At 70.9% G+C, this 19961-nt stretch carries 18 protein-coding genes and 1 tRNA gene; 8 read left to right on the top strand and 11 right to left on the bottom strand.

The window, feature by feature from the left end; all coding sequences use genetic code 11:
• Positions 1-8: 8 nt before the first annotated feature.
• Positions 9-629: an ANTAR domain-containing response regulator gene (locus tag NIE111_RS21260; protein ID WP_112582684.1), complete on the bottom strand. Its 621-nt coding sequence runs from the start codon at positions 627-629 to the stop codon at positions 9-11.
• A gap of 83 nt (positions 630-712) precedes the next feature.
• On the opposite strand from NIE111_RS21260, the gene NIE111_RS21255 reads away from it, so the two are divergent.
• Together NIE111_RS21255 and NIE111_RS21250 are read left to right on the top strand one after the other, a co-directional pair.
• Positions 713-795 (top strand) — tRNA-Leu (locus NIE111_RS21255).
• A 298-nt stretch (positions 796-1093) separates the two neighbouring features.
• Positions 1094-1576: a hypothetical protein gene (locus NIE111_RS21250; protein ID WP_238686056.1), complete on the top strand. Its 483-nt coding sequence runs from the start codon at positions 1094-1096 to the stop codon at positions 1574-1576.
• Positions 1577-1584: 8 nt separating this feature from the next.
• On the opposite strand, the gene NIE111_RS21245 is transcribed toward NIE111_RS21250, so the two are convergent.
• Complete coding sequence (locus NIE111_RS21245) at positions 1585-2436, bottom strand: alpha/beta fold hydrolase (RefSeq protein WP_238686055.1); 852 nt, start codon at positions 2434-2436, stop codon at positions 1585-1587.
• Between the two features lie 124 nt (positions 2437-2560).
• Between NIE111_RS21245 and NIE111_RS21240 the strand changes: the two genes are divergently transcribed.
• Positions 2561-3211 carry a Rossmann-fold NAD(P)-binding domain-containing protein gene (locus tag NIE111_RS21240; protein WP_238686054.1) on the top strand — a complete coding sequence of 217 codons (651 nt, stop codon included), beginning with the start codon at positions 2561-2563 and terminating at the stop codon, positions 3209-3211.
• Between the two features lie 3 nt (positions 3212-3214).
• Here NIE111_RS21240 and NIE111_RS21235 read toward each other — a convergent pair whose 3' ends face one another.
• Complete coding sequence (locus tag NIE111_RS21235) at positions 3215-4393, bottom strand: trans-sulfuration enzyme family protein (RefSeq protein ID WP_238686053.1); 1179 nt, start codon at positions 4391-4393, stop codon at positions 3215-3217.
• Positions 4394-4476: 83 nt separating this feature from the next.
• On the opposite strand from NIE111_RS21235, the gene NIE111_RS21230 reads away from it, so the two are divergent.
• Both NIE111_RS21230 and NIE111_RS21225 read left to right on the top strand, forming a co-directional pair.
• On the top strand, positions 4477-4956 hold the full coding sequence (locus NIE111_RS21230; protein ID WP_238686052.1) for an Lrp/AsnC family transcriptional regulator: 480 nt from the start codon (positions 4477-4479) through the stop codon (positions 4954-4956).
• A 72-nt stretch (positions 4957-5028) separates the two neighbouring features.
• The gene (locus tag NIE111_RS21225; RefSeq protein ID WP_238686051.1) at positions 5029-6039 is read left to right on the top strand and encodes an LLM class flavin-dependent oxidoreductase; all 1011 of its coding nucleotides are present in this window, start codon (positions 5029-5031) and stop codon (positions 6037-6039) included.
• Between the two features lie 200 nt (positions 6040-6239).
• On the opposite strand, the gene NIE111_RS21220 is transcribed toward NIE111_RS21225, so the two are convergent.
• Entirely contained in the window at positions 6240-8501 is a 2262-nt protein-coding gene (locus NIE111_RS21220) for a rhamnogalacturonan lyase family protein (protein ID WP_274531441.1), read from the bottom strand.
• Positions 8502-8741: 240 nt separating this feature from the next.
• Here NIE111_RS21220 and NIE111_RS21215 point away from each other — a divergent pair, with 240 nt between their 5' ends.
• Entirely contained in the window at positions 8742-10181 is a 1440-nt protein-coding gene (locus tag NIE111_RS21215) for a pyridoxal-dependent decarboxylase (RefSeq protein WP_238686050.1), read from the top strand.
• 674 nt (positions 10182-10855) lie between these two features.
• Here NIE111_RS21215 and NIE111_RS21210 read toward each other — a convergent pair.
• Positions 10856-11842, bottom strand: coding sequence for a sulfite exporter TauE/SafE family protein (locus tag NIE111_RS21210; RefSeq protein ID WP_238686067.1), 987 nt, complete (start codon positions 11840-11842; stop codon positions 10856-10858).
• A 514-nt stretch (positions 11843-12356) separates the two neighbouring features.
• Complete coding sequence (locus tag NIE111_RS21205) at positions 12357-12821, bottom strand: RrF2 family transcriptional regulator (protein WP_091407884.1); 465 nt, start codon at positions 12819-12821, stop codon at positions 12357-12359.
• A gap of 291 nt (positions 12822-13112) precedes the next feature.
• Between NIE111_RS21205 and NIE111_RS21200 the strand changes: the two genes are divergently transcribed.
• A complete protein-coding gene (locus tag NIE111_RS21200) occupies positions 13113-13781 on the top strand; it encodes a YceI family protein (protein ID WP_238686049.1) in 669 nt (222 codons plus the stop codon).
• A 115-nt stretch (positions 13782-13896) separates the two neighbouring features.
• Here NIE111_RS21200 and NIE111_RS21195 read toward each other — a convergent pair whose 3' ends face one another.
• The 4 genes from NIE111_RS21195 to NIE111_RS21180 form a co-directional block, all read right to left on the bottom strand.
• Positions 13897-14781, bottom strand: coding sequence for an acyl-CoA thioesterase (locus NIE111_RS21195; protein WP_112582692.1), 885 nt, complete (start codon positions 14779-14781; stop codon positions 13897-13899).
• Positions 14778-16226 (bottom strand): pyruvate kinase, encoded by a 1449-nt coding sequence (gene pyk, locus NIE111_RS21190; protein ID WP_210786217.1) that lies wholly within the window; start codon positions 16224-16226, stop codon positions 14778-14780. The genes NIE111_RS21195 and pyk overlap by 4 nt, the downstream gene beginning before the upstream one ends.
• Positions 16227-16494: 268 nt before the next feature.
• Positions 16495-17877, bottom strand: a complete 1383-nt coding sequence (locus tag NIE111_RS21185) for an FAD-binding oxidoreductase (RefSeq protein ID WP_238686048.1) — start codon at positions 17875-17877, stop codon at positions 16495-16497.
• Positions 17878-18009: 132 nt separating this feature from the next.
• Entirely contained in the window at positions 18010-18372 is a 363-nt protein-coding gene (locus tag NIE111_RS21180; protein WP_091407872.1) for a YciI family protein, read from the bottom strand.
• A 242-nt stretch (positions 18373-18614) separates the two neighbouring features.
• On the opposite strand from NIE111_RS21180, the gene NIE111_RS21175 reads away from it, so the two are divergent.
• A complete protein-coding gene (locus NIE111_RS21175; protein WP_091407870.1) occupies positions 18615-19487 on the top strand; it encodes an aldo/keto reductase in 873 nt (290 codons plus the stop codon).
• Between the two features lie 67 nt (positions 19488-19554).
• Here the strand turns inward: NIE111_RS21175 and NIE111_RS21170 are convergent, their stop codons facing one another.
• Positions 19555-19947: an effector-associated constant component EACC1 gene (locus tag NIE111_RS21170; RefSeq protein ID WP_238686047.1), complete on the bottom strand. Its 393-nt coding sequence runs from the start codon at positions 19945-19947 to the stop codon at positions 19555-19557.
• Between the last annotated feature and the right edge of the window lie 14 nt (positions 19948-19961).

The following is a 19961-nucleotide window of genomic DNA, read 5'->3' as shown; positions in this document are numbered from 1 at the left end:
GATGCCGATCAGGGTGCCGGCAGGGTCACCTCGCCGCCGGCGGTCTCCGCGAGGATCCGCTCGGCAACCTCTTTCATTGTCATCCGGTGGTCCATCGCCGTGCGCTGGATCCACTTGAACGCCTGCGGCTCGGTCATCCCGTACGTGGTCATCAGCGCACCCTTGGCGCGCTCCACCGACTTACGGATCTCCAGGCGGTCGGTGAGGCTCGCGACCTCCGCCTCCAGGGCCGCGACCTCCGAGTACCGCGACAGCGCGATCTCCACCGCCGGGACCAGGTCGCTCTTCTGGAAAGGCTTCACCAGGTACGCCATCGCGCCGGCCGCCCGCGCCCGCTCCACCAGATCACGCTGGCTGAACGCGGTCAGAATGATCACCGGGGCGATCCGGGCACCGGCGATGCGCTCGGCGGCGGCCAACCCATCCATGATCGGCATCTTGATGTCGAGGATGACGAGGTCGGGCTTCAGCTCCTCGGCGAGGCGTACGGCTGTCTCGCCGTCGCCGGCCTCCCCCACCACCTCGTAACCCTCTTCGACCAGCATCTCGGCGAGGTCCAGCCGGATCAGCGCCTCGTCCTCGGCGATCAGTACGCGCCTACGCTCGGCATCCGTCGGCATCTCAGCCACCAGCCCTACCCCCACCATCGATCACTGCACGGCTACCACCCATGCTCCCGCATGAGAGTAGTCGGGTACAGTAGGCGGCACCCGCCGGGATGGTGGAACGGCATACACGGAAGTCTCAAACACTTCTGCCCGAAAGGGCTTGCGGGTTCGAATCCCGCTCCCGGCACCCTGTCATACACCCGTTCGATGATGCGGGTGTGCATCCACCGCAGATGCGGGCACAGGCCCGCGCCCTCCGCGCTCGCGGACACAGCATTCACTCCGTAGCTCGCAGCCTCTTCCTGCCGTACGCGACGGTCTGGCACTGGTGCGTCGATCGGCCCGAACCGGTGAAGCGCGGCACGGAGCTACGGTGCTTCCGATGCCGGCCGGATGTCGAGAATCCGACGGACCCCGCTGCCTATGCCTACCTGCTCGGTCTCTACCTGGGCGATGGTCATTTGGCCGTCTCACCGAAGGTCCCGGTGCTTCGAATCGCTTGCACGGCCACCTATCCGGATCTCGCCGACGCGTGCGAGGCCGCCATGCTCGCGGTGCTCGCCGCGCGTGTGCAGAGGATTCCCAAGCAAGGCTGCTTCTCGATCGAGAGCAGTGGGACGCACTGGCCATGCCTGCTCCCTCAGCACGGCCCGGGTAAGAAGCACGACCGACCGATCGTCCTGGCCGACTGGCAGCGACCGATCCTCGAACGACATCCGGGCGACTTCCTGCGTGGACTGTTCCATTCCGACGGCTGCCGGTTCGCCAACCGGGTGACGGTGCGCGGCAAGGCGTACGTCTACCCGCGCTACATGTTCGTCAACGAGTCGGCCGACATCATGCGGCTCTGCCAGTGGAGCCTCGACCTGCTCGGCGTCGCCTGGCGGATGAACCGACGCAACTCGTTGTCGGTGGCGCGACGCGACGCCGTCGCCACACTGGACCGGCACGTCGGCCCCAAGTCCTGACCTGGCGCTCAGGCACGGGCCATGGCTGGCGCGCCGATGAAGTCCATGATCGCCTTGTTGACCTCGTCGGCGTGCGTCCACGGGATGCCGTGCGGGGCGCCCTTGAGGGTGATGAGCTTGCCGTTGGGCAGCATCGGGGCGAGCCGCTGGCCGGTGACCGGGTAGGGCAGCACCGCGTCTTGGTCGCCTTGGACGATGAGAATCGGCACGTCGATGCGGGGCACGTCGGCCCGGAAGTCGGTGGCGATGGCGTCGATGCACTGGTACATGGCACTGGCGGAGGCGAGTCGCCCGATGGCCCAGTGCGCCTGGAACGCTTCCTCGCTGACCTGTTTGCCCTTGGTCTTGTCGTAGTTGAAGAAGCTGGTGCAGAAGGCGGTGAGGTAGGCGAACCGGTCTGCCGCGACGGCCTGTTTGAAGCCGTCGAAGACGCTTCCGTCGACCCCCTCGGGGTTGTCCGAGGTCTTGCGCAGGAACGGCGCCAGTGGGCTGAGCAGTACGCCTTTGCTGACCCGCTCGGAGCCATACCTGCTGAGGTAGCGGGTCACCTCACCGGTGCCCATGGAGTGACCGGCGAGGATGGTGTCGCGCAGGTCCAACTCCGTCATGAGGGTGTCGAGGTCCGCGGCCAGGGTGTCGTAGTCGTACCCGGTGTCCGGTTGGCTGGAGGCGCCGAAGCCCCGGCGATCGTAGGTGATCACCCGGTGGCCGGCGTTCAGCAGTGGGTTGGTCAGCTTCTCCATGGTGGCGCCGTTGAACGGGAAGCCGTGGATGAGCACGACCGGCTGGCCGGAGCCGTGGTCCTCGTAGTAGATGTCGATGGCGGTGTTGTTCTCGGTGCCCACGGTGATGAACGGCACGTTCGTCCCCCTGCCGGTGTGGTGGATTCGGTCGGCGGGGCTTTCCCCAGCCGTCGCCGGTCATGCCGATCGTGGGAGCCTGCGAGGACGTGAGTGGCGAGGTCGACGACAGGGGTGCGATCTGATGCGGGTGGTTGTCTTCGGTGCGACCGGGATGGTCGGTCAGGGCGTGTTGCGCGAGTGCCTGCTGGCCGATGACGTGCGGGAGGTGCTGACTGTCGGTCGGCGGCCGACTGGTGTGCGGGATCCGAAGCTGCGGGAGCTGGCGGTCGCGGACGTGGGCGAGTTGGGCGCGGTGCGGGCCGAGTTGACCGGTGTGGATGCGTGTTTCTACTGCCTGGGGGTGTCCTCGTTGGGTCTGGACGAGGCCGCGTACACGCGGGTCAGCTACGACTACCCGATGGCGGCGGCGCGGTTGTTCGCGCAGGTGAGTCCGCAGGTCACCTTCGTCTACGTCTCGGGGCAGGGGACCGATTCGTCGGGTCGGGGTCGGGTGATGTGGGCGCGGGTCAAGGGGCGTGCCGAGAACGCGATCATGGATCTGCTGCCCAACGGTTACGCGGCGCGGCCGGGGTTCATCCAGCCGACGTACGGGGCGGTGTCGAAGACGCGGTGGTACCGGTTGGGGTACGCGGTCACCCGTCCGCTGTTTCCGGTGCTGAGTCGGTTGCTGCCGAATCAGGTCACCACTACCGACGGGATCGGCCGGGCGATGCTGCGGGTGGCTCGGCAGGGTTCGCCGGTGCGGGTGTTGGGCAACCGCGAGTTGCGCTGAGGGTCAGGCGATCGTGTCGAGGGCGTGGGCGAGGTCGGCGCGGAGGTCTTCGGGGTCTTCGAGGCCGACCGAGAGGCGCAGTAGGGCGGCGGCGGGTTTGGCGTCGCCCTGGACCGGCCGGTGGGTGAGTGAGGCGGGGTGCTGGATGAGGGTGTCGACGCCGCCGAGGGACACCGCGTGGGTGATGAGGCGGCAGGCGTCGGCGACGGTGGCCGCGGCGGGCGCGCCGCCGTGTACCTCGAAGGCGAGCAGGCTGCCGGGTCCGGACATCTGCCGTCCGACCAGCGCCGCCGGGTCGTGCACCGAGGGGTGGTGCACCCGGTGTACGGCGGGGTGGTCGGCGAGCCAGCCGGCGAGTTTCTCGGCGGTGGCCTGTTGGGCGCGGACCCGCAGCGGCAGGGTTTGCAGGCCGCGGTGCAGGAGGTAGCCGCCGAGGGGGTGCAGGATCGCGCCGGTGACCGCGCGGACCTGGCGTAGCCGTGCGGCCCAGGTGTCGTCGCAGGCGACGACGCCGGCGAGGACGTCGCCGTGTCCGCCGATGCTCTTGGTGGCGCTGTGCAGGACGAGGGTGGCGCCGTGGCGGGCGGGTTGTTGCAGTACGGGGGTGGCGACGGTGTTGTCGACCAGCAGTGGGGTGTCGCCGGCCGCGGCGGCGAGGGCGGCGATGTCGACCAGGTCGAGTGTGGGGTTGGCGGGTGTCTCGACGATGATCAGTGCGGTGTCGGGGCGGATGGCGGCGGCGACCTCGTCGGGGCGCGTCCAGGTGACTGTGGTGCCGAGCAGGCCGGTGGCGAGGATGTGGTCGGTGCCGCCGTAGAGGGGTCGGACGGCGACGACGTGCCGGCGGTCGTCGCGGGCGGCGGCGAGCAGGGTGGCGGTGAGGGCTGCCATTCCGCTGGCGAAGGCGACGGCTTGGGCGGTGCCTTCCAGTTCGGCGAGGGCGGTTTCGAAGCGGGCGACTGTGGGGTTCCAGAGCCGTTGGTAGACGGCGCCGCCGTCGGCGGGGAGGGTGCCGCCGGTGGCGAGTTGCTCGTACGCGGCGCCGCCGTCGTCGACGGAGGGCAGCGGGTTGGTGGTGGACAGGTCGATGGGTGGTACGTGCACGCCGAGGGTGCGCAGGTCGTCGCGGCCGGCGTGGACGGCCCGGGTGTCCATCGTTGTCATGGCGGTAGCGTCGAACATTTGGTGACTGGTGGGCAACGGTTCGGCAGATGATTCTGTTAATCGGGTTGGTGTCCGTCGCGGGTTCGGGCGAGGATGGCGCGATGCCCCCTGAGCCGAATGATCTGCGGCCGTATTCGGCCCTGGATGAGGTGGACCGCGCGATCCTGACCGAGCTGGCGGCGGACGGCCGGCTGCCGAACAACGCCCTCGCCGAGCGGGTGGGGGTGGCGCCGTCGACGTGCCTGACGCGTACGCGGGCGCTGCGTGAGCGTGGTGCGATCCGTGGTTTTCACGCCGAGGTGGATCCGGCGGCGCTCGGTCTGCCGTTGCAGGCGTTGGTGTCGGTGCGGTTGACAGCGCACGAGCGGGCGGCGGTGGACGCGTTCCGGGCCCGGTCGGTGCGGCTGCCGGGGGTGGTGTCGGTGTTCCACGTGGCGGGCGCGGAGGACTACGTGCTGCATGTGCGGGCGGCGTCCGGCGACGCGTTGCGGGACTTCGTGCTGGACCATCTGGCGGTGGACCCGGTGGTGCAGCACACCCAGACCAGTTTGATCTTCGAGCAGGCGCGTGGGATGGGCTGAGCGGCGGGTGAGGTGGCCGACGAAAACCCGCATGCTGGAACAAAGCCGGTCGGTGACGGGTTGGCTGACCGTGTGATCACCGTACCGTTGTCTGTTCTTGATCTTGCCCCGGTCGCCAAGGGCACCACCGCTGGCCAGGCGTTGCAGGCCACCACCGAGTTGGCCCGCCGCACTGAGGAGTTGGGCTACCACCGGTTCTGGGTGGCCGAGCACCACAACATGCCGGCGATCGCCAGTTCCGCCCCCGCGGTGCTGCTGGCGCACCTGGCGGCTAACACCTCGACGATCCGGCTGGGGTCGGGCGGGGTGATGCTGCCCAACCACGCGCCGCTGGTGGTGGCCGAGCAGTTCGGCACCCTGGAGGCGTTGCACCCGGGTCGGATCGACCTGGGCATCGGGCGGGCGCCGGGCACCGACCAGGTGACGGCGCTGGCGTTGCGGCGCACCATGGAGGGCCTGTCGGCGGAGGGTTTCCCGCGCGAGCTGACAGACCTGATGAACTACTTCAGCGGGGAGAAGCCGGGGCAGATCATCGCCACGCCGGGTCGCGGTGAGCAGCCGGCCGTGTGGCTGTTGGGCTCCAGCGGTTTCAGCGCCCAGCTCGCCGGTCTGCTCGGTCTGCCGTTCTCCTTCGCGCACCACTTCAGCTCGCAGAACACCCTGCCGGCGTTGGCGCTGTACCGGCAGAACTTCCGGCCGTCGCAGTGGCTGGACAAGCCGTACGCGATGGTGGCGGTCAACGCGGTGTGCGCGGAGACCGACGAGCGGGCCGAATGGTTGGCCGGGCCGAGCGCCCTGTCGTTCCTGAAGTTGCGCTCCGGGCGGCCGGAGCCGCTGTCGACGCCCGACGAGGCGGCGGCCTACCCGTACTCGGAGGTCGAGCGGGAGTTCGTCGTGGCGCGCCGTGACGGGCAGGCGATGGGCTCGCCGGAGACGGTGCGGCGGCAGCTCACCGAGTTGGTGGAGCGCACTGGCGCGGACGAGCTGATGCTGACCACGCTGGTGTACGACGTGCAGGACCGGGTGCGGTCGTACGAATTGATCGCCGAGCAGGTGGCGGGCGGTCTCCGCCAGAACGCGTGAAACACGATCTTCACGTCAGCGTCACCCTGCCGACCCGGACGGTGCCTAATGTTGGTGCCGGTGGTGGTACGGCATTCCCGGTCGGGACGGGTTGGGAATGCCGCGGTGTGGCGCACCGGGCCGGAGCTGAGCGGATTCCGCGGCTGCGGCCCGGTGCCTGCCACCCTAGGCGACCCCACTCGGGACCGCTAGGGGTTGCATCAACGTAGATAGATGTCTGGCGTGGGTGGGGTGCCCATTCCGTTGCCGATGAAGAACCCTGGGTGCGGCGGTTGGTTGTAGGCGGTGTTCTGCCACGCGATGGCCACCCGATACTGCGGGTCGTGCATGAGGGTGTAGATCCGGGTGCTGGTCGGCGTGGGTGTGCTGTAGATGCGCAGCGCCCGGCTGTCGGTGGTCCGCCAGATCACCTCCTCGCGCCAGTCGCCCAGGATGTCGCCGGAGAGCGCCGGAGTGGACTTGGTGCCGTTGTTGGACGCCACCTGACTGCCGTCGAGCAGCCGGGTCTCGCCGCCGGTGCCGTACTTGTCGATCTTCGTGCCGTCGAGCAGTTCTCGCACCGGGTCGCCGTCCCACCAGGCGAGGAAGTTGGCCGAGGACGGCTTGCGGCCGACGTTCTGCCCTCTGGTGTTTGCCAGTCCGGCGACCGCTGACGACCACGACTCCGCGCCGGGACTGCCCGCCCAGATGTCCGCGGAGACGCCCCGGCCGTTGTCGCCGGACGCCGGCGTGGACCAGAGGACCTGACCGGTACGGGCGTCGGCGAAGTAGGAGCTGGGCTTGCTGGCGTCCTCGTCGACCTTGAACACCTCCAGGCCGGCGCGGCCCGGGTCCAGGTCCCCCACGTGCAGGGCGTCGCCGTGGCCGTTGCCGGTCGAGTGGAGCAGCCGGCCGTTGTCGTCGATGGTGGCGGCCCCGTACACGATCTCCTGGCGACCGTCGGCGTCGACGTCGGCCACGGAGAGCTGGTGGTTGCCCTGGCCGGCGGCGGCGCCGTTGCCGGAGGAGTTCGAGTCGAACGTCCAGCGCTTGGTCAGCGTGCCGTTGCGGAAGTCCCAGGCGGCGATCACCGCCCGGGTGTAGTAACCCCGGGCCATGATCAGCGAGGGGCGCTGCCCGTCCAGGTACGCGGTGCCGGCGAGGAAACGGTCCACCCGGTTGCCGTACGAGTCGCCCCAGGACGACACGGTGCCGCGCGGCGGGTCGTAGGTGACGGTGGAGGCGATCGCGCCGGTCTGCCCGTTGAACATGGTCAGGTACTCCGGGCCGGACAGCACGTAACCGCTGGAGTTGCGGTGGTCCGCCGACGACGAACCGATGAGCTGACCGGTGCCGGAGCGGGTGCCGTCGGCGGTCTTCATTGCCACCTCGGCGCGGCCGTCGCCGTCGTAGTCGTACACCTGGAACTGGGTGTAGTGGGCGCCGGCCCGGATGTTGCGGCCCAGGTCGACCCGCCACAACCGGGTGCCGGTGATTGTGTACGCGTCGACGTAGACGTTGCCGGTGTAGCCGGACTGGGAGTTGTCCTTGGCGTTGGACGGTTCCCACTTGAGCACGATCTCGTAGGTGCCGTCACCGTTGAGGTCACCGACGGAGGCGTCGCTGGCGCTGTACGAGTAGCTCTCGCCGCTGGGGGTGCTGCCCCCGGCCGGGACCTGCAACGGCACGTCCAGGTAGCCCGCGCCGAACTGCAACGCCGGCGCCGACGCCGCCTGCTCGGTGCCGCCCACCACGGCCCGCACCGTGTACGCCGAGCCGGCCGCCGCGCCGTTGTCGAGGTAGTTGGTGGCGCCGGTGATCGGGCTGGCGTTGACCTTTGTGGATCCCCGGTAGAGGTTGAACGCCACCCCGGAGGTCTCGGTGCCGAGCAGCCGCCAGGAGACCAGGTTGCCGCTGCCGGAGCGGACGCTGACCAGCCCCCGGTCCAGCTTCTCCATCTGCACCACCCCGGCCGACGGCGGTGGCGTGGTCGGAGGTGGGGTGGTGGGTGGCGGGGTGGTGGGTGGCGGGGTGGTGGGTGGCGGGGTGGTCGGCTCGTCGGTGGGTGGCGCTCCGGTGCAGGTGGTGCCGTTGAGCGTGAAGCCGCCTGGCACCGGGTTGCTGCCGGTCCACGAACCGTTGAAGCCGAACGAGGCGCTGCCGTTCGTGGCGATGGCGGTGTTGTGGTCGACGTTGCGCGCTGTCACCTGGGCGCCGGACTGGGTGACGGCGGCGTTCCACGCCTGGGTGACCTGCTGGCCCGCGGCGTACGACCAGGTGACGGCCCACCCGGTGACCGGGTCGCCGAGGTTGGTGACTGTGACGTTGGCGCCGAAGCCGCCCTGCCACTGGTTGGTGATCTGATAGTCGACCCGGCAGCCGACGGCGGCGGCCGAGGCGACGACCGCGCCGAGGGTGCCGGCCACGACGGTGGCCGCCGTCGTGGCGGCGAGCAGGATCAGCCGATGTCTGGACGGGTGCATGCACTGCCTCCGGGGATCCGGTGATGATCGCCACGACCCACCGGCCCTGCCCGGGAAGCACAGTGGACCGCACCCACCGCGACGGCGGCGGACGGCGATCTGATCGGGGTGAAACGCCCTGGAACTCACGGATCCGACTCACCGCGCATCGTAAGGCAAGCGCTTTCCGCCCCGCAACATCGATGATTGCTGATCTTTTCGGTCTTGCCCTCGCGATCAATGCCTGATCAACTCGTCCGGGTGAGCGCTCACCACATGGACCCTGACGAGTTTCGTCGAGCCGGCCACGCCGTCGTCGACTGGATCGCCGATTACTGGGCGACAGTGGAGCAACGACCGGTCGCCCCGGCCGACCCTCCGGGCACGGTCGCCGCCGCCCTGCCCAGCGAGCCGCCCACCACCGGCGGCGAACCGGTCGAGGCGATCCTCGCCGACCTGGACTCGATCGTCGTACCGGGGCTGACCCACTGGCAGCACCCCGGCTTCTTCGGCTACTTCCCCGGCAACACCTCCGGCCCGAGCGTGCTCGGCGACCTGGTCAGCTCCGGGCTCGGCGTCCAGGGCATGCTCTGGGCCTCCAGCCCGGCCTGCACCGAGCTGGAGACGGTGATGATGGACTGGCTGGCCCACCTGATGGACCTGCCACAGCGATTCCGCTCCACCGGCACCGGCGGTGGGGTCATCCAGGACTCGGCCTCCTCCGCGACGCTGGTGGCCACCCTGACCGCACTGCACCGGGCCAGCGGAGGCCGCTGGCGGCACACCGGCATCGACCGGCGCTACCGCGCCTACACCTCCATCCACGGGCACTCGTCCATCGAGAAGGCCGTACGGATCGCCGGGCTGGGCAGCGACGGAATCCGGGCGATCGATGTGGACCCGGACACCCAGGCGATGCTGCCGGGCGCGCTGCGCGCCGCCATCGAAGCCGACCTGGCCGCCGGTGACGTGCCGGCCCTCGTGGTGGCGACCATCGGCACCACCTCCACCACCGCCGTCGACCCGCTGCCGGAGATCGGGGCCATCTGCGCCGAGTACGGGATCTGGCTGCACGTGGACGCCGCGTACGCGGGCTCCGCCGCCGTCTGCCCCGAGCTGCGGTGGACACACGCCGGCCTGGAGTACGCCGATTCCTACTGCTTCGACCCGCACAAGTGGCTACTCACCGGCTTCGACTGCGACGCGTTCTGGGTGGCCGACCGGGCCGAACTGATCGAGGCGCTGACCGTACTGCCGGAGTTCCTGCGCAACGCGGCCTCCGAATCCGGCGCCGTGATCGACTACCGGGACTGGCAGGTGCCGCTGGGCCGGCGGTTCCGGTCCCTCAAGCTGTGGTTCGTGCTGCGCTGGTACGGCGCCGAAGGGCTACGGGCGCACATCCGCTCCGGGGTGGCGCTTGCCGAACGGTTCGCCGAGCGGGTCCGCGCCGACGACCGGTTCGAGTTGGCCGCGGCGCACCCGTTCTCACTGGTCTGCTTCCGACTGCGCGCCGACGACGACACCAACGCCGCGTTGCTGGCCTCGGTGAACGCCACCGGGCGGGTGCACCTCACGCACACCCGGGTCACCGACCGCTACACGCTGCGGCTGGCGGTCGGTTCACCCCAGACCACCGAAGCGCACATCGACGAAGCCTGGACCCTGCTCTCCGAGGCAGCCAACACCCTGCCTACCCCCTAACCCGCCGTAGCCCCGCCCACTCCCCCGCAGCCCCGCAGCCCCGCAGCCCCGCAGCCCGCAGCCCGCGGCCCGCACCCCGCACCCCGCGCCCCGCACCCCCGCAGCCCCGCGGCCCGCAGCCCCGCGGCCCGCGCCAAGATCTGCGCAACTTCCCGGATGTTGCTGGCTCCGACGCGCGAGAGACAGCACCATCCCTGATGTTGCGCGGATCTCGACGACGAACACCAGGCCCGACCGACCGGGACAGGGTTCAGGGCGCCCACCACCGCCAAGGTCACGCTCTATCCACGATGTAGTGGCCACGACGGGCCGCGATGCCACTACATCCGGGATGTTGCGCGACCTTGACCGCATCCAGGGCAGGGCCCAGCCGTGCGCGGTGACCGCGGTGGGCACGGCGCGAGGCACCAGGGGACGCGGGACACGGCGGGCCCGGACACGACAGGCCCGGACACGACAGGCCCAGACACGGCAGGCCCGGGACACGGCGGGGCGGGGCGAGGCGCGGAGTGAACGACGCCCGCTGCCATCAAGATCACGCTCGAACCAGGATGTAGTGGCCACGGAACGCCGGGAAGCCACTACATCCGGGATGTTGCGCGATCTTGGTGACTCAAGCTCGGCGATGGCGACGTTTGGCCGGGCATCGGCGGGTGGGTGGGCCTGACGAGGGGTCAGCGTGGGGTGGGCGTACCCGTTGCGGCCAGATCGGCCGGGACCTCGCCGGCGGATGCGGCGTCGGGGGCCTCGGCGGGTGCCCCGGCAGCGGTGGCGAGAGCGGCGGTGGCGGCCTCGGCACGGGCACGGCGGGTACGGCGTAGGGCGCGTACGGCCAACACCAGGGCGGCCAGCCAGCCGACGGCGAGCAGGGCGTACAGGGCGGGGCGGGCCGGGCCGTCCAGTTCGGCGGAGCGGATCAGGGTGCGGGCGTTGGTCAGCACGATCACGCCGCCGACTGCCGCGCCGAGCAGTTGGGCAGGCACGATTCGCACCAGCCAGGCGGCCAGTGGGGCGGCGATGAGCCCGCCGATGAGCAGTGCGGCGACGGTGGGGAGCAGGAATCCCTCCGAGCCCAGCCCGATCAGGAAGCCGATGCTGGCCGCGCCGGCCACGACGAACTCGGCGGTGTCCACCGAGCCGATCACCTTGCGGGGTTCCATGCGGCCGGAGACCAGCAGCGCGGGGGTGGCCACCGGGCCCCATCCGCCGCCGCCGGTCGCGTCGACGAAGCCGGCGACCAGGCCCAGGGGGCCGAGGAAACGGCCTCGGAGCCGTCCGCCGACCCGGTCGGTGCGCAGTGGTCGGGCGAAGCGGATCAGGAGGTACGCGCCGAGCGTGAAGAGGATGCCGGCCATCCATGGTGCGGCGGCCTCGGTGGAGATCGAGCTGAGCAGTGTGGCGCCGGCGAAGGCGCCGATAGCGCCGGGGAGGGCGATGCGGGTCACCACCCGCCAGTCGACGTTGCCGAACCGCCAGTGCGCGAACCCGGCGGCGAGGGTGGTGCCGATCTCGGCCAGGTGCACCGAGGCCGAGGCTGCGGCCGGGGCGACCCCGGCGACCAGCAGCAATGTGGACGAGGTCAAGCCGTATGCCATGCCGAGCGAACCATCGATCAGTTGCGCGACGAGCCCGACCAGAGCGAGGACCAACAGCTTGCGCACGAGCGCCCCCAGACTTTTCGGCATCTCCTATCGACTTGGTCGACAATGCGGGATGGGGCAGCCGGGGTCAAGCCCCCGATCGGTGGATGGGACGCGGCCGGGCGGTGCGCCGGGTCAGTGGCCGGTGACGCAAGGCCGGGAACCGAGCGGCGGCAATCCCGGGCGCGCAGGACGAGGGACGAGGCGACGCCAGGCCGGAAGCCCAGCGGGTACGCAGAGCCGGAGGCCAGGTGACGCGAGGCCGAAAGCCAGCCGGCACGCAGGGCCACCAGCCAGGCGATGCCAGGCCGAAAGCCAGCCGGCACGCAGCGCCACCAGCCAGGCGATGCCAGGCCGAAAGCCAGCCGGCACGCAGCGCCACCAGCCAGGCGATGCCAGGCCGAAAGCCAGCCGGCACGCAGGCCGGCAGGCCGGCAGGGTCAGGTGACGCCAAGCCGGAAGCCTGGCCGGCGTACGGGTCCACGCGAAGCAGGCAACGACCAGGTGACGTAGAGCCGGGGAGGTGAGCCGGAGCTCAGATCCAGGCGCGCGGGTCGGCGGCCAGCTCGGTGACCCGCGCGGGCAGGGTGCCGGCGGCCACGTCGGCGACGCTGACCAGCTCCAGGATCTCCCGCTCGCTCGCCCGTAGCGCGATCCAGACCTCCTGAAGAGCGTGCGCCGGGCCGTGGTAGCCGAGCTGCTCGGGGCGCTGCCCGCGTACGTGGGCGAGGGGCCCGTCGATCACCCGGATGACCTCGGCGAGGGAGATCTCCTCGGCGGGGCGGGCCAGCCAGTAGCCGCCCTCCGGGCCACGCTGGGCGTGCACGATGCCGCCTCGGCGCAGCTGAAGAAGGATGCTCTCCAGGAACTTCGGCGGGATCTCCTGGGCGCGGGCGATCTGGTCGGCCGTCACCGGCCGGCCGCGCCCGGGGCCGCTGGCCGTCGCGGCAAGCTCGGCGGCCGCGCGGAGGGCATAGTCGACCCGAGCGGAGAGGCGCATGTCGGCAAGGTTAGTCGCTGGTCAACCGGGCGGGCGGGCGACCCTCGGCCGATCGGCCACGCATCGATGGGAAGTAGCGCCGCTGGCGCCCGTCCGGACCGCCGGTCGGAACCGATGAACGGCCGCCGGTGGGGACCGGTGAAGTGCGTCATGATCCACCGTACGGTGGCGGCCGAAATGCCGGTCCGGAGCGTCCCTATGCTGGGCGTGAGTACGAATGTCTGGCCGTTTACCCGGCCGCCAGCAACATATTGATAAACACCCGGGCGCTCTCGGGGGGAAGGCAACACGATGACCGATATCGCCACACGTACCTGGGACGGCATGACCATCCCGGTGGCCGGCACCTATCTTCTCGATCAGGCGCACAAGCGGATCGGTTTCCTGTCCCGGCACATGATGGTGAGCCCGGTGCGCGGCGAGTTCGCCGAGGCCACGGCGGAGATTTTCGTGGCGGAGGACCCGTTACTCTCCTCGGTGACGGCCACCATCAGGTCGGCCAGCATCACCACTGGGAGCGTCGACCGGGACACGCATCTGAAGAGTGCCGACTTCCTCGACGTGGAACGTTTCCCCACCCTCGAATATCGAAGCACCGGCATTAAATGGCACGGCAACGAGGACCCCATATTCCAGTGGGCACGTCTGCGCAACCATCGGTTGGGCGGACGAGGCCGAAGTCACATTGTTCCGCCGCAGTCCGACGGTATTCCCGGACGATTCGTCCTCACCGGTGAGTTGACAGTGAAGGGGATCACCCGGGCCGTCGACCTGGAGGTGAATTTTGGTGGTGCTCGCCAGGATCCGTACGGGCAGAACATCTTCGGGTTCAGCGCGACGGCCGAGATGAACCGTGAGGACTACGGCCTGCTCTGGAATGTCGTCCTGGAGAGCGGCGGGGTGCTGGTCGGCAAGACGGTGCAGATCGAGATCGCCGGCGAAGCGATCTACCAGGCCTGAAACCACGTCATCCCCGCCAGCTGCCTGGCGGGGACGAGCGACAACCAGCTGGCGGGACTAACGACACCTGGCTGGCGGGGACAAGACCACTACTCGGCGCAGACGAGCCGGAGCGTCAGGCGCCGACGCGGCGCAGCAGACCCTCCTGGACGGCGCTGGCGATCTGCTGGCCGTCAGTGGTGAACATCCGGCCGGTGGCCAGCCCACGCGCGCCGGACGCCGACGGGCTCAGGCAGTCGTAGAGGAACCACTCGTCGGCCCGGAACGGCCGGTGGAACCACAGCGCGTGGTCCAGGCTCGCGCCGACCAACCCGCCCGGCCCCCACACCTCGCCGTGCGCGGAGAGCACCGAGTCCAGCAGGGTGAGGTCCGAGGCGTAGGTGAGAGCGCAGGCGTGCAGCAGGGGGTCGTCGGGCAGTTTGCCGTCGATACGCATCCAGACGCGCTGGTGCGGGTCGGCGGGCCGGTCGCCGGGGCGGACCCAGCCGGGCTCACCCACGTAGCGCACGTCGATCGGTCGCGGGATCTGGCCCCAGATGCCCAGCCGCTCCGGGTAGCGGGAGAGCCGGTCGGTCATCGTCGGCACGTCCTGCGGCGGGGGTACGTCCAGCGGGGCCGGGGCCTGGTGGTCCAGCCCCTCCTCGGCCCGCTGGAAAGACGCCGACATGAAGAAGATCGGCTTGCCGTGCTGGAGGGCGACCGCGCGGCGGACCGAGAAGGACCGGCCGTCGCGGATGTTCTCCACCTCGTACGCGATCGGTTCGACCGGGTCGCCGGGGCGGACGAAGTAGCCGTGCAGCGAGTGCACGAACCGCTCCGGGTCGACGGTGCGGCCGGCGGCGACCAGGGCCTGACCGGCGACCTGGCCGCCGTACACCCGTTGTGGACCGACCGGGGGGCTCATCCCCCGGAAGGTCATCTCGCCGGTCGGGTCGAGGTCCAGCACTTCCAGCAGCTGGTCCACCGCCGCCTGGCCGACCGCGACCCGACCGTCGCTCACTGCAGGGCCCGCGCCGACGCGGCGTCGACCAGCGAGCCGAGCTGGTGTACGCGCAGCGTGTTGGTCGAGCCGGGGGTGCCGGGCGGGCTACCGGCCACGATCACCACGTAGTCACCGGGGTTGGCCCGGTCGAGGCCGAGCAGCGCCTGGTCGACCTGGCGGAACATGTCGTCGGTGTGCTGCACGAACGGCATCAGGAAGGTCTCCACGCCCCAGGTGAGGGCGAGCTGGTCGCGCACCTCGGGGACCGGCGTGAAGGCCAGCAGCGGCAGGTCGCAGTGCAGGCGGGACAGCCGTCGCACCGTGTCGCCGGTCTGCGAGAAGGCGACGAGGGCCTTGGCGTTGATGGCCCGGGCGATCGACGAGGCGGCGACGGTGAGGGCGCCACCGTGGGTACGCGGGTCGTGCTGCAAGCGCGGCACGCCGATGGATCCGGCCTCGGTGGTCGTCACGATCTTGGCCATGGTGCTGACGGTGAGCACCGGGTACTTGCCGACGCTGGTCTCGCCGGAGAGCATCACCGCGTCCGCGCCGTCGAGCACGGCGTTGGCGACGTCGGAGGCCTCCGCCCGGGTGGGGCGGGAGTTCTCGATCATGGAGTCGAGCATCTGGGTGGCCACGATGACGGGCTTGGCGTTCTCCCGGCACAGCTGCACGGCGCGCTTCTGCACCAGCGGGACCTCGTCCAGCGGCATCTCGACACCGAGGTCACCGCGGGCGACCATGACGCCGTCGAAGGCCAGCACGATGGCCTCCAGGTGCTCCACCGCCTCCGGCTTCTCGACCTTGGCGAGCACCGGGCGGAACACACCCTCCTCGGCCATGATGTTGTGGACGAGCTTGATGTCCTCGGCGGAGCGGACGAAGGAGAGCGCGACCAGGTCGACGCCGAGACCCAGGGAGAAGCGCAGGTCCTCGGCGTCCTTGTCCGACATGGCGGGCACGCTGACCGCCACGTTGGGCAGCGACACGCCCTTGTTGTTGGAGACCGGGCCGCCCTCGGTGACGAGGCAGCGGATGTCGTTGCCGGTGACGTCGGTGACCTCGACGGCGACCCGACCGTCGTCGATCAGCAGCCGGTCGCCGGGCTTCACCTCGTGGGGCAGCTTCGTATAGGTGCAGGAGACCCGCTCCTTGGTGCCGATGACGTCGTCGCCGGTGATCACGACCGAGTCACCGGTGCGCCACTCGTGCGGGCCGTCGGCGAACCGACCGAGCCGGATCTTGGGGCCTTGCAGGTCGGCGAGGACGGCGACCGGCTTACCTGTTGCCTCCGACGCCTCCCGGACCAGTCGGTAGACCGCCTCGTGGTCGGCGTGGCTGCCGTGGCTGAAGTTGAGCCTCGCCACGTTCATGCCGGCCTCGACGAGACCCCGGATGCGCTCCGGGGACGAGGTGGCGGGACCAAGAGTGCAGACGATCTTCGCGCGGCGTGTCACGCCCATCAGGCTAGTCTCTCCTTCAGGTCGGACTCGGGGCCGACCCCTTGCAGGCAGTGGAACAGGTGTCCAACGACGCGCGGTGCGCGTCGGGCCGGCGGGCGGAACCGCACCGGGAACGTTGTGGCGACGGGCATCAGCGACCGCGCGCCGGGAATCGTACGCCTCTGTTGGCGTGCGCTGTCGGGGTGCTCCCGGCGGCGGGTCACTCCGGGTGCCCCGAGGGCGGCAGGCGGCGGCTCGTTTCGGATGCTCCGTGGCCGCGGGCGGCAGCTCACTCCGGGTGCTCCGGGGGTGGCAGGGTGGGCACCGCGTGCAGCAGGTAGCGGGGGTCGTAGCGGCGCTTGGCGTGGCGCAGCCGCGCCCAGTTCGCGCCGTAGGCGAGTCGGACCCGGTCGGTCTCCTCCGGGGCGAGCAGGTTGGGGTAACCACCGGGCAGGGCGTGCGGGGCGAGCGCCGCCGAGGCCCGCTCGGCCCACTCGCGGTGCGGGCCGGCCTGGTCGCCGGGCGCCCACACCGCGATGATCTCGGCCATCAGGTGATCGGTGCGCAGCCCGAACGCCGTGTCGGCGGGTCGGACCCGGGTGGCCGCGCCGTGGAAGTGGTGCACGGCCAGCGCGGAGAACGGCGAGGTGACCTGCCGGGCCGCGTCGACGAGCGTGTCCACCGTGCCGTCGGTGAGCGCTGGCAACCACCGGGTCCGCAGCAGGTAGTGGTTGCCGTCGACCATCCCACCGTCGAACATCCGCAGCGCGTCCGCGTACGGCATCGGGCCGATCTGGTCGACCAGCGGGGTGCCCAGCGCGCGCAGCCGGTCGATCCACGGCGCCCCGGCATCCAGGTCGGAGCCGCTGTAGAACGGGCAGACGAAGATCACCGGCTCGCCGGCCGGGCCGGGCAGGAAGCCGGCCATCACTGTCAGCTCGTCCGGTGCCTCGGCGACCAGCGCGCCGTAGCCGCGCAGCACGGCCGGCGCCTCGGAGAGCGCGAACATGATCATGCCGGCCAGCACGCCGGGCAGCCGGTGCGCGCGGAAGCGCAGCTCGGTGACGATGCCGAGGTTGCCACCGCCGCCACGCAGCGCCCAGTACAGCTCGGCGTCGTGCCGGGCGTCGGCGGTGACCCGGCGGCCGTCGGCGAGAACCACCTCCGCGCCGAGCAGGCTGTCCAGCGCCAGACCGAACCGGCCGCACAGCGGGCCGTACCCGCCGGCGAGGGTGAGCCCGGCCATCCCCACGGCGCCGACCACGCCGGTGGGGACCACCAGGTCGTACGGGCGGGCGGCGGCGAGCAGATCGGCCGCCGTGGTGCCGCCGCCGATGGTCACCGTTGCCGCGTCCGGGTCGACCAGAACGGAGCGCAGCCCGGTCAGATCGAGCGCCAGAGCGCCGTCGCGCAGCGCCCGGCCGGCCCAGTCGTGCCCTCCGGAGCGGACCGAGAGGGGCAGGTGACACCGGTTGGCGATGCGGACCGCCTCGGCCACCTCGTCGGCGTCCTGGCACCTGGCGACCAGCGCGGGCGTGCGCGCCACAGCGCCGTTCCAGAGCCGGGTGGTGGTGGCGTAACCGGGGTCGCCCGGCTCGTGCAGCCGGTCGCCGAGCAGGGCACGCAGTCGGGCGGCGGCCGACGCGACATCGGGGGTGGCGGCGGAGATCATGGCGACTCCTCGACCGGGGCCGACCCACGACACCGGGTACGCCCCGGCGGCGGCCCGCGCTGGGCGCGACCGTAACACCGGCAGGCGGGCGAGCGCCGTCACCATCACGACAGCCACCGATGGAGCCGCGGCTCAGCTGCCCGCCTTGACCAGCGGGAACTCCAGGGAGCCCGCCGGGCACAGGAAGGTCAGCACCTCCACCCGGTAGAGCCCTGCCTGCACCGCCGGGTCGGCCTCCAGCACGCTGCGGACATCGTCGACGCTGCCGGTACGGGCCAGCCCGAAGCCGATCGGCGGATCCGGCTCGCGCGCCGGCCCGTCCACCGAGCCGGCGACAAGGACGATGCCGCGTCGCTGCAACGCCTGCATGTGTTCGGCGTGCTCGGCCTGCAACCGCTGCACGGTTTCCGCGGGCAGGGCCCGCCCGGCCGCGCCGGGATAGATCACGATGCACTCGTACGTGTCGAGCGCGAAGTTGACCTGCGGCACTCCCATGGGTGCTCCCTTCGCCGTCGCGCCGGAACGCACCGGCTCCGGCCAGCGTCGCACGGACACCCCGGTCGTACCGGGCGCTTCCCGGCAACTCGGTTCGGCGCGCTGACGGCGTGTCAGCGCCCACAGTCGGCCGACCGGCGGCATGGCGGCGAGGTTCCGGGGGATGATCCATCGGTGGCGGGTGGGCTCTTCATGCCCACGCTGTCCACGCCCGCCACGACGAGACGATTGGGGATCGGGCAATGGCGACAAACATCAGTGAGCAGCCCGCGAAGGCGTCCGGCACGTACCGGATCGGTGGCGATGTCACAGTCAACCGGCTCGGCTACGGGGCCATGCAGATCACCGGCCCGGGTGTCTGGGGTGACCCGAAGGACCCGGCCGAGGCGGTTCGCGTGCTGCGCCGTGCGGTCGAGCTGGGCGTGACGTTCATCGACACCGCCGACTCGTACGGGCCGTTCGTGTCGGAGTTGCTGATCCGGGAGGCGCTGCACCCGTACGCCGATGACCTGGTGATCGCGACCAAGGCCGGGCTGAGCCGCTCCGGCCCCGGCGACTGGCGTGCGCTGGGCCGCCCGGAGTACCTGCGCCAGCAGTGCGAGCTGAGCCTGCGTCACCTCGGCCTGGACAGCATCCCGCTGTACCAGCTGCACCGGATCGACCCGAAGGTGCCGCTCGCCGACCAGCTCGGTGAGCTGGCCCTGCTGCGCGAGGAAGGCAAGATCCAGCACATCGGGCTGTCCGAGGTGAGCGTCGCGCAGATCGAGGAGTCCCGGGCGATCACCACGATCGCGTCGGTGCAGAACCTGTACAACCTCGCCAACCGCAGCGCCGAGGACGTGCTGGAGTTCTGCGAGCGTAACGACCTCGCGTTCATCCCGTGGTTCCCGATCGCCACCGGTGAGCTGGCCCGCCCGGGTGGCCCGCTGGACGCCATCTCCACCGCGCACGGCGCGTCGCCAGCGCAGCTTGCGCTGGCCTGGCTGCTGCGCCGCTCGCCGGTGATGCTGCCGATCCCGGGCACGTCCTCGGTGGCGCACCTGGAGGAGAACGTGGGCGCGGCCGACGTGCGGCTCACCGACGACGAGTTCGAGGCGCTCGCCAAGGCGAGCTGACCAGCCGCTCCGGACGCCGTCGGGTCAGCCGGCGGTGTCCGGACCCGGGCTCTCGGGAGCCGTCGGGTCAGCCGGCGGCGTTCGGGCCAGGCTCTCGGGCGGCGCGTAGCGCCTCGGTCGCCTGGGCCAGCAGGCGGGCGGAGTCGGTGCGCCCGCTGACCTGTAGCTCCACCTCGGTGTCCCCGGTCTGGATCCGGATGCTGGCCTCGGTGCGCTGCTGGTCCACCCAGGACTGCAACAGGTTGAACAGCCCCGGAAGCAGCCCCTGGGCCAGCACCGCGATGATCACCGCGTCGCTGAAGCCCGGCCGGCCTCCGCCGCCGCCGGCCGGGCGGACTCCCGGCCGGTACTCGGGGCGGCGGTGGATCCACGTCAGCAGGTCGACCGACGGGGGCTGCCGCTGCCGGGGGTTGATGGTCAGCCGGACGGGCAGCCGGGCTGCGGTGTCGCTGTCGGTCACTGTCTGTCTCCCGG

It is taken from the genome of Micromonospora hortensis, from assembly GCF_022230935.1.
Lineage (GTDB): Bacteria > Actinomycetota > Actinomycetes > Mycobacteriales > Micromonosporaceae > Micromonospora > Micromonospora hortensis.
Note: the sequence above shows the minus strand (reverse complement) of the source record. Positions and strands in the feature narration are given on the sequence as shown.

Excerpts from the sequence above, each read along its gene's own strand:
- NIE111_RS21200 (WP_238686049.1), top strand. The coding sequence starts at position 13,113 with ATGACCGATATCGCCACACGTACCTGGGACGGCATGACCATCCCGGTG.
- NIE111_RS21235 (WP_238686053.1), bottom strand. The coding sequence starts at position 4,393 with ATGTTCGACGCTACCGCCATGACAACGATGGACACCCGGGCCGTCCAC.
- NIE111_RS21220 (WP_274531441.1), bottom strand. The coding sequence starts at position 8,501 with ATGCACCCGTCCAGACATCGGCTGATCCTGCTCGCCGCCACGACGGCG.
- NIE111_RS21240 (WP_238686054.1), top strand. The coding sequence starts at position 2,561 with ATGCGGGTGGTTGTCTTCGGTGCGACCGGGATGGTCGGTCAGGGCGTG.
- NIE111_RS21180 (WP_091407872.1), bottom strand. The coding sequence starts at position 18,372 with ATGGGAGTGCCGCAGGTCAACTTCGCGCTCGACACGTACGAGTGCATC.
- NIE111_RS21185 (WP_238686048.1), bottom strand. The coding sequence starts at position 17,877 with ATGATCTCCGCCGCCACCCCCGATGTCGCGTCGGCCGCCGCCCGACTG.
- NIE111_RS21230 (WP_238686052.1), top strand. The coding sequence starts at position 4,477 with ATGCCCCCTGAGCCGAATGATCTGCGGCCGTATTCGGCCCTGGATGAG.
- NIE111_RS21175 (WP_091407870.1), top strand. The coding sequence starts at position 18,615 with ATGGCGACAAACATCAGTGAGCAGCCCGCGAAGGCGTCCGGCACGTAC.
- NIE111_RS21205 (WP_091407884.1), bottom strand. The coding sequence starts at position 12,821 with ATGCGCCTCTCCGCTCGGGTCGACTATGCCCTCCGCGCGGCCGCCGAG.
- pyk (WP_210786217.1), bottom strand. The coding sequence starts at position 16,226 with ATGGGCGTGACACGCCGCGCGAAGATCGTCTGCACTCTTGGTCCCGCC.